Source organism: Euzebya sp., from assembly GCF_964222135.1.
In the GTDB taxonomy this organism is placed as follows: Bacteria; Actinomycetota; Nitriliruptoria; order Euzebyales; family Euzebyaceae; genus Euzebya.
In genome coordinates this window covers 19,228-27,702 of sequence record NZ_CAXQBR010000034.1, presented here as the reverse complement: position 1 = coordinate 27,702, position 8,475 = coordinate 19,228, and the positions used below count along the sequence as shown (strand labels likewise).

At 73.2% G+C, this 8,475-nt stretch carries 7 protein-coding genes and 1 pseudogene; 1 reads left to right on the top strand and 7 read right to left on the bottom strand.

Translation table 11 applies throughout. The features are described 5' to 3' along the window. Positions 1–475 (bottom strand): relaxase domain-containing protein (locus tag ACEQ2X_RS08625; RefSeq protein WP_370325396.1); only part of this gene is annotated, 475 nt, incomplete at its 3' end. A gap of 430 nt (positions 476–905) precedes the next feature. Between ACEQ2X_RS08625 and ACEQ2X_RS08620 the strand changes: the two are divergent. Beyond that, positions 906–1,046: pseudogene (locus ACEQ2X_RS08620) on the top strand (hypothetical protein); the annotation flags it as partial. Between the two features lie 20 nt (positions 1,047–1,066). Here ACEQ2X_RS08620 and ACEQ2X_RS08615 read toward each other — a convergent pair. From ACEQ2X_RS08615 to ACEQ2X_RS08590, 6 genes are all read right to left on the bottom strand, one after another. Beyond that, positions 1,067–1,321, bottom strand: coding sequence for a Txe/YoeB family addiction module toxin (locus tag ACEQ2X_RS08615; RefSeq protein ID WP_370325395.1), 255 nt, complete (start codon positions 1,319–1,321; stop codon positions 1,067–1,069). Continuing rightward, positions 1,318–1,563 carry a type II toxin-antitoxin system Phd/YefM family antitoxin gene (locus ACEQ2X_RS08610; RefSeq protein ID WP_370325394.1) on the bottom strand — a complete coding sequence of 82 codons (246 nt, stop codon included), beginning with the start codon at positions 1,561–1,563 and terminating at the stop codon, positions 1,318–1,320. Before ACEQ2X_RS08610 ends, ACEQ2X_RS08615 begins: the two co-directional genes overlap by 4 nt. 253 nt (positions 1,564–1,816) lie before the next feature. Further along, positions 1,817–3,157, bottom strand: a complete 1,341-nt coding sequence (locus ACEQ2X_RS08605) for an MFS transporter (protein ID WP_370325393.1) — start codon at positions 3,155–3,157, stop codon at positions 1,817–1,819. A gap of 125 nt (positions 3,158–3,282) precedes the next feature. Further along, on the bottom strand, positions 3,283–5,415 hold the full coding sequence (locus ACEQ2X_RS08600; protein WP_370325391.1) for a heavy metal translocating P-type ATPase: 2,133 nt from the start codon (positions 5,413–5,415) through the stop codon (positions 3,283–3,285). Positions 5,416–5,673: 258 nt separating this feature from the next. Next, on the bottom strand, positions 5,674–7,989 hold the full coding sequence (locus ACEQ2X_RS08595; RefSeq protein WP_370325390.1) for a heavy metal translocating P-type ATPase: 2,316 nt from the start codon (positions 7,987–7,989) through the stop codon (positions 5,674–5,676). After that, a complete protein-coding gene (locus tag ACEQ2X_RS08590; protein ID WP_370325389.1) occupies positions 7,980–8,441 on the bottom strand; it encodes a universal stress protein in 462 nt (153 codons plus the stop codon). Before ACEQ2X_RS08590 ends, ACEQ2X_RS08595 begins: the two co-directional genes overlap by 10 nt. Positions 8,442–8,475 lie beyond the last annotated feature (34 nt).

Genomic DNA, 8,475 nt, shown 5'->3' with positions numbered 1-8,475 from the left:
CCGTGAGCGCCCACAACACCGACACCGACTTGGGGACGCTGAACGTCAAGTCAAACCCCGCCACCGCACGACGGGACCGCCGCTTCCACTCCTCCGCCGTGATCCGTGCGACGGCGGCCGCGCGGGCCTTGTCGTCCAGGTTCGTGTCGAGGTCGGCGACGCGGCCGGCGATCAGTTCTGCCCGCGACCGGTACTGGGGGTAGGCGCGTCCCGACGGCTCGTCTGTGAGCGGGTCGCGGCCCTGGCCGAGCAGGCGAGCCACCTGCTCCTCGGTGACCACATCGCCCGCTCGCAGCTCCCCGCTGCCCAGGCCGGGCAGTCCTGACCCGAGCCACCGTCCCGGCGGGCAGCCCTCGACGGTGTAGTACTCCGCAAGGCCTCGGCCGGGCTCGCGGCTGACGTCGTCGACGGCGACTGAGTTGATCAGGTAGCAATAGCCGGCGCCGGAGGACATCACCCGCATCGACACCGTCACCCAGACCACCCTGAGATGTGCTCCACACCTCACAGGTGCACCACCGCTCCCTGGCCTCCTCGATCTGCCAGAGGTGTGTCCGGTCGTCAGTGGTGGGTGGGGTTACGCGGCGGGCGCAGGGGACCGTGCGCGAGCAGGACAGCGCACGTCCACGAAGATTCATCAGATCCGTTGACACAGACGGGGTGGCCCTTCCGTCTGAACCGGCGTGGAGCGTGGAGACGCCAGAAGCGCAGGCCAGAGGCCGAACCCGGTCTGCACGGGACCCCTACGGCGGTGCCAACTTGGCACGACCGCGCGACCTGCGGACACGCGATCCACACCTCGCCCGGACCGGCACGACCAGGAGCCCGCGCATGACCCCGCCCGACACCGCCAGCCCAGACCGGCTCATGACCATCGCCGAGGTCGCTGACCCCTCGGCGTCGACGTCCGCCACATGCGCCGCCTCGTCCACGAACGCCGCATCCCCTACATCAAGTGGGGCCACCTCCTCCGCTTCGACCCAGACGACATCGAGACCTGGATCGACGCCAACCGTCGCCCTGCGGCGGGCCGGATCCGCCGCTGACCCAGCCCATGACCCGACACTCAGTAGTGGTAGCGGGCCTGCAGGATGACCACGTCCTCGACGTCGACCAGGTAGACCAGGCGGTGCTCGTCGGTGATGCGACGTGACCAACACCCCGCCAGCCCGTGCCGCAACGGCTCGGGCTTCCCGATCCCGCTGAACGGATCCCGCAGCACGTCGTCGATCAGCCGGTTGATCCGCTTCAACGTCGCACGATCAGCCGACTGCCAGTGGCGGTAGTCCTCCCACCCGTTCGGGGTGAAGACCAGCCTCATCGGTCCAGGTCGTGGACCTCACGCTCGCCACGCTGCGCCTGGGCGAGGCTCTCCAACAACCGCACGGCGTTCGACGGCGACCGCAACAGGTGGGCGGTCTCCTCCAACGCGTCGAAGTCCGCCTTCGACAACAGCACCGCATCACCGCGCTTGGACGTGATCGTCACCGGCACTCGGTCGTCGTTGACCTGCTGCAGCAACGGGAACAGGTTGCGCCGGGCCTCGCTCGCCGTGATCGACATGGGATAACCGTACCAGATCCCGTACGGGTCGGATGTGCGGACCGCCGCCCCATTGCGGACAAGCCGGCGTGTTTCGTGCCACCTACGTGCCATAAGCGGTGGCAAATCGGGGTCTTGAGCGGACACGACCGGACAAGCCAAACCGGGTCTGACCTGGGGTTTTGCTGGACTCAGCCCCCCCCTCCGGCCATACTTCCAAGCTGATGACGCCGGTTCGATTCCGGTCACCCGCTCCAGAGCGATCGAGATGGACTCACGACGCCTGCGCCCGCCGGCGCACGCGCAAGACGCTGAGGGTGATGAGACCGGCCAGCCCGGCGGCAACCAGGCCGAGCGCCCGGAAGCCGGCGGCGGCGACCACGGCCCCGCTGGACAGACCCCCTGCGGCGCCCGCAAGGGCCACGCCGAGGTCGACGCTGCCCTGAGTGCGGGCGCGGTCGGCGAGCGTGGTGAGGTTCGTCACCAGCGCCGTACCGCCGACCAGGGAGAGGTTCCACCCGATGCCGAGGAGCACCAACGCGACCCCGAGGGTGCGCGTGCTGCTCCCGGCGGCCCCGGCGGCGAGCGCTGCGGTGACGAGGACCACGCCACCCGCCGCCGTGATCGCCGACGGTGAGAAGCGGTCGACCAGCCGCCCGGTGACCGGTGAGGGCAGGTACATCGCGCCGATGTGCAGGCCGATGATGAGCCCGACCGCGTCGAGGCCGTGGCCGTGGTCCTCGAGGTGGACGGGGGTCATGGTCATCACCGCCACCATGACCGCCTGGGCCAGGACCATCCCGGTCGCCGCCAGGACGAGGGGGCGACGCCGCTGCCACCACGTGGACGGAGCGGCGCTCGATGCCACGCTCCCCCACGGCGTCTCGTCGACGGGCACCGCGGGAGGGTGCGCGAGGTCGAGACCGACGGCATCCAGACGTCGCGCGGTCAGGAGCGGGTCGGGGCGCAGCAACGCGGCGGTCACCGCTCCGGCGATCGCGTAGACGGCTGATGCGAGCACGAACGGGCCGCTCAGCCGCGGGAGGTCGACGGCCACAGCCAGGTCGCCGGTGACCTGGAGGAGGTTCGGCCCGGCGACCGCGCCAAGGGTCGTCGCGACGAGGACCGTGCTGACCGCGCGGCCGCGGTGGGACTCATGGACCAGGTCCGCACCGGCGTAGCGGCACTGCAGGTTGGTCGCGCTGCCCGCCCCGTAGACCATCAGCGACGCCAGCAGCAAGGGCACGTGCTCGGTCGCCGCCGCGAGCACCACCCCGGCACCTCCCGCCGCCCCCACGGCATACCCGACCGCCAGGCCAGGTCGGCGTCCGCACCGCTCTGACAGCCAGCCGACGCCGATCGCCGCACCGGCGGCGCCGGCGGTGAACAGAGCCGCCGGGAGGCCCGCGCCGCGGGTCGACCCGAGGAGGTCCTCTGCGAGCAGCGCGCCGACGCTGACCCCAGCAGCCAGGCCGGCGCCCCCGAAGATCTGGGTGATCACCAGAGCCCGCATCACGCGACGTTGCGCCCAGCGCCGGTACGCGTCCGGATCGGCGGTGGCCTCCGGATCGCCAGGCGGGCGGGGCAGTCGGGTCGTGTCAGGTGGTGAGGGCACGGTCGTCCTCGACATCGGTGTCGGTCTCGACGGGGTCGCGCTGCAGCATCTCCCCCATGCGCACGGCCACTTCGATGCCGACCTGTGGAGATCCAGGTCGTCCGACGCACATCTGACAGCGCCCGCTACGCCGCGAGGTCCGCGCGGCGCAGCAGCTGGGCGTTGGCGGCCACGATGATGGTCGAGGCGCTCATCAGGACCGCGCCGACCGCCATCGGCAGCACGAACCCGACCGGGGCGAGGATCCCCGCGGCCAGGGGGATCGCCGCGAGGTTGTAGCCCGCGGCCCACCACAGGTTCTGGACCATCTTCCGGTACGTCGCCGCCGAGAGGCGCTGGATCGACAGGACGCCACGCGGGTCGTCGGAGGCCAGGACGATCCCGGCGGACTGGATCGCGACGTCCGTCCCTGCACCGATCGCGATGCCGACGTCGGCGCGGGCGAGGGCTGGTGCGTCATTGACCCCGTCACCGACCATCGCGACCGTGAAGCCGCGATCCTGCAGCTCGGCGACCTTGGCGTCCTTGTCCTCTGGCAGGACCTCTGAGAACACCTCGTCGATGCCGAGTTCGGCAGCGACGGCCTCGGCGACCTGGTGGGCGTCGCCGGTGATCATCGCGACCGTGACCCCGGCGTCGTGCAGCTGCCGGACGGCGTCGCGGCTGACGTCGCGCACCTCGTCCTCGAGCGCGAAGGCGCCCACGGCCGCCCGGTCGACGAGCACGTGCAGGACAGCCGCGCCGCGCTCGGCCCAGGGCCGCGTCCGCCGGCGCAGGTCGTCGGGCACCTCGACATCCGTCTCACGGAGCAAGGCCGGTCCACCGATGGCGACCTCGCGCCCCTCGACCGTCGCGGTGACCCCGCGGCCGGCCAGGGAGCGGAAGTCCTCTGCCGCGGGCAGGGTGCCGACGACGTCGACGGCGCGGGCGTGGATGGCACGGGCCAGCGGGTGCTCGCTGTCGGCCTCCACGGCGCCGGCCAGGCGCAGCAGTTCGTGCTCGTCCGTGCCCTCCGCGCCGGCCACGTCGGTGACGACGTGCTCGCCGCGGGTCAGCGTGCCCGTCTTGTCGAAGAGGACCGCGTCGACGAGGCGCATCCGCTCGAGTGCCAGACGGTCCTTGACGAGGATCCCGGCGCGGGCCGATCGTGACGTGGAGATCGCCGTGACGAGGGGTATGGCCAGGCCGAGCGCGTGGGGGCATGCGATGATCAGAACCGTCACGGTCCGGTCGACGGCCAGCTCGGGCCGTCCCGCCAGCGCCCAGGCGACGGCGGTGACCACCGCGGCGGCGAGCGCCACGTAGAACAGCAGCGCGGCCGCGCGGTCGGCCAGGGCCTGTGCCCGCGATCGTGAGGACTGGGCCTCGGCGACCATGCGCTGGATGCCCGCCAGCGCCGTCTCGTCGCCGGTGGCGGTCACCTCGACGCGGAGGCTCGCATCCACCGCGACCGTCCCGGCGACCACCCGGTCCCCCTCGGCGCGGGGGACGGGGTTCGACTCGCCGGTGAGCATCGACTCGTCCACGTCCCCCGACCCGCGGACGATCGTGCCGTCGGCCGGCACCCGCGCGCCCGGCCGGACCAGCACGACGTCCCCCGCCGCGAGGTCGGTGAGCGGGACGGTCTCGGTCCCATCGCCGATGAGCCGCTCGGCGTCGTCGGGGAGCAGCTCTGCCAACGCCTGCAGCGCCCCCTGGGCCTGGCCGATCGCCCGCATCTCGAGCCAGTGGCCCAGCAGCATAATGGCGATCAGCAGCGCGAGCTCCCACCAGACCTCCTGGTCGAACACACCGATCGCGGTCGCCATCGACGCCGCGTAGGCGACGGTGATCGCCATCGCGATCAGCAGCATCATGCCGGGTTGGCGGCGGCGCGCCTCCGACAGCCCCCCGGTCAGGAACGGCCACCCCCCGTAGAGGAAGACGACCGACCCGAGCACCGGGCCGATCAGCTCCTGGCCCCACACCGCCGGCGCGGTGTACCCGAGCAGCGCCTGGACGTGGTGGGACCACACGACCACGGGGATGGCCAGGACCACCGTCAACCAGAACCGGTCGCGGAACATCGCGGCGTGATCGCCGTGGCCGCTGTCGTGCCCGTGCTCGGCCTCGTGCCGGCCGTGGGAGCCCTGTCCCGGAGAGCCCTGTCCCGGAGAGCCCTGTCCCTGCCCGCCCCCGTCACCGGCGCCTGCATCGTAACCGGCGTGCGCCTCCCCCACGTCGATCTGGTCGACCTGCTCGTCCGTCGTCGCCGCCATCCCTCACCCTCCTCGTTCGGGCCGGCCCGATGCCGCCACGCATCAGGGACCATATACCCCTGGGGGGTATCTGCAATACCCTATGTGGGTATCTATCTGCCGAACTCCGCGTCAGGACGTTCCGCAGCTGCGATCGGCGCTGGCCGGGAACTGCGGGACCGCGCGGGCGTCCGCGGTGTCGGTCCGGTCGGTCCGGCCCGGCTGTGGACCTCGAAAAGCGGTCCCTCCACCGAGGCCCTCCGCCAGCCCGGTCGGGCCCTAACCGCGAGCGGCGGCCGTGACGGCGGTCGGTGGACCGGTCAGTGCCAGGTACACCTCCTCCTCCTGGGCGAGCTGCAGGCTGAGGAGCGCGTGCAGCCCGTAGAGGATGGGCCGGAGGGCGTGGACGTCGTCGGGGCCCGGTCCGTCGGCTGGCAGCCCCTTGACCTGTGCGGTCAGACCTCGGGCGAGGCGCTCGATCTCGTGGTGCGTGCGCTGCAACGCGCCGAGCACGTCCTCCCCGCCGTGCGCCGAGCGGATCAGGTCGTCGAGGACCTCCTGCTCGGCGCGCTCGTGGGGCAGCAGCTCGCCGCTGAGGAAGTCCAGCAGCTCGGCGAGGTCCTCGCGGAGCGCGGAGGGCGACGCAGAGTCAAGTCGGTCGGCGGTCCGCCGGATGGTCGCGACGCCCGCGGCCAACCGGGTGTGCGCGTCGAGGAACTCGGCGCTCCGCGCGACGTGGACAGCCGGGGCGTCCGGCCCGGTCCGGGCCCGCAACACGCGGAGGGCGTTGAGGATCGCCGCCACGTCGATGCCCTCCTGCAGAAGGGCGCCCAGCACCGGTGTGAGCAGCCCGTTCGCGGCCACGCCCATCGCGACGAGCGCGAGCCCCATCCCGACGCCGGCGCTCTGACGGGCGATGGCGCGGGTCCGCTGGGCGATGACCACCGCCTCGGCCACCCGGTCCAGGCGGTCGACGGTGATGACGAGATCGGCGGCCTCGCTGGAGGCGGTCGCCCCCCTGGCCCCCATCGCGATCCCGACCTGGGCCGCAGCCAGGGCGGGCGCGTCGTTCACCCCGTCGCCGACCATCGCGGTCGGGCCGTCGGCGGCCAGCCGCGCGACGGCTGCCACCTTGTCGGCGGGGCTCTGGTCCGCGAGCACCTCATCCACCCCCACGGCCGCGCCCACGACGTCGGCGACCGCCGCCACGTCGCCCGTCACCACGACGGTGCGGTCCACCCCGGCACCGCGCAGCATCCGGACGGTCCGAGCGGCCTCGACCCGCAGGGGGTCCTCGAAGTGCAGCGCGGCGACGTAGGTGCCGTCCACCGCCACGAAGGCGACCGACGCGCCCTCCAACGCCGCCCGTCGGCGGGCGACGGCCATGGCCGGCGGCGCATCCGCACCCGCGAGGACGAGGTGGGAGGATCCGACGGCGACGCGGTGCGCTCCCACCTCGGCCACGATGCCCTCGCCCGGGGACTCCTCGGCCGCGACGGGGAGGGTGAGCGCCAGACCACCGTCGCGGGCCGCGGCGACGAGGGCGGGGGCGAAGGGATGGGCGGACAGCTGCTCTGCGGACGCCGCCAGCTCGAGGACCCGGTCGACGTCCCACCCCTCGACGGCGACCACCTCGGACAGGCGCGGTCGGCCCGTGGTCAACGTGCCCGTCTTGTCGAAGCACAGGGTCTTGACGTCGGCCAGCGCCTCGAGCGACCCGCCGTGCTTGACGATGATCGCCCGGCGGGCGGCGCGGGAGATCCCCGAGGTGATCGCGATCGGGGCGGCGAGCAGGAGCGGGCAGGGCGTGGCGACGACCAGGACGGCGAGGGCGCGCACCGGGTCACCCGACAGGGCCCAGGCGCCACCGGCCGCAGCCATCGCGAGGGGGACGAACCACGCGGCGTACCGGTCGGCCATGCGCACGAAGGGCGCCTTGCTGTCGCGCGCCGTCTCGACCAGCCGCACGATGCCGGCGTAGGTGCTGTCCGCCGCGCTGGCGGTCGCGATGAGGTTCGCGGTCACGCCCACGTTCACGACCCCGGAGGCGACCCGGTCGTGGGCGCGACGCGTGACCGGGCGCGACTCCCCGGTCAACGCCGACTCGTCGAGCACGGCGTCGTCGACCAGCACCCCGTCGACGGGGACGACCTCCCCGGTCTTGACGACCAGGCGGTCGCGGACCTCCACGCGTCCGACGTCGACGTCCACGACGTCCCCGTCTCGCACCAGGTGGGCGGTGCGGGGCGCGTGGGCCAGCAGCGCGGACAGCTCGCGCTCCGCCCGACGACCGGCCGCGGCCTCCAGGGCCTCACCGCCGGTCAGCATCACCGCGATGATGGCCCCCGCGAGGTGCTCACCCGCCGCGATCGCCCCGGCCATCGCGAGCAGTGCGATGACGTCCACGCCGGGTTCGCGGCGCAGGGCGCTGCGGGTGGTGGCCACGGCCAGCCCCGGCAGCAGGAGCGCCGGTCCCACCGACCAGGCGATCGCCGCGGCCACGTCGAGGCCGCCCCAGGCGAGCACGGCTCCCAGCGGCACCGAGATGCCGGCCAGCAGGAGCGCGGGGTGGCGGCGGAGGCTCGTCAGCTGCACGGGACCACCACCACGGGGCAGATCGTCGCCTCGGCGCAGCGGCGGCTGACCGACCCGAGCAGCAGCTGCCCGAGGCCGCCCGTCCCGCGACGCCCCACCACGAGCAGGTCGGCGTCAGCAGCCAGGTCGACCAGCACATCGCCGACGCGGCCTGCAGTCCCCAGGACCTCGCACGCCACCGGCACGTCAGATCCCGCCTCGGTCACGACCCGGTCGACGAGGGCCCGCAGACCCTGCTCGGCGTCTGCGCGCTCCGAATCCGCCACCACGTCGAGCACCGGGTGCCGGTGGGACCCACCGGGACGGATGCACCGGACCGCGCGGACGACCGCCGAACGTCGGTCCGCCTCGGCGATGGCCCAGCGGAGCGCCTGCGCCGAGCACGCCGAGGTGTCGACGCCGACGAGGATCACCGGCGCGGGGCGGGTGTTCGGGTCCCGTGCTGCGACCACCTCACCAGTTCACCGCTCCGACGTCCGGTCGTGA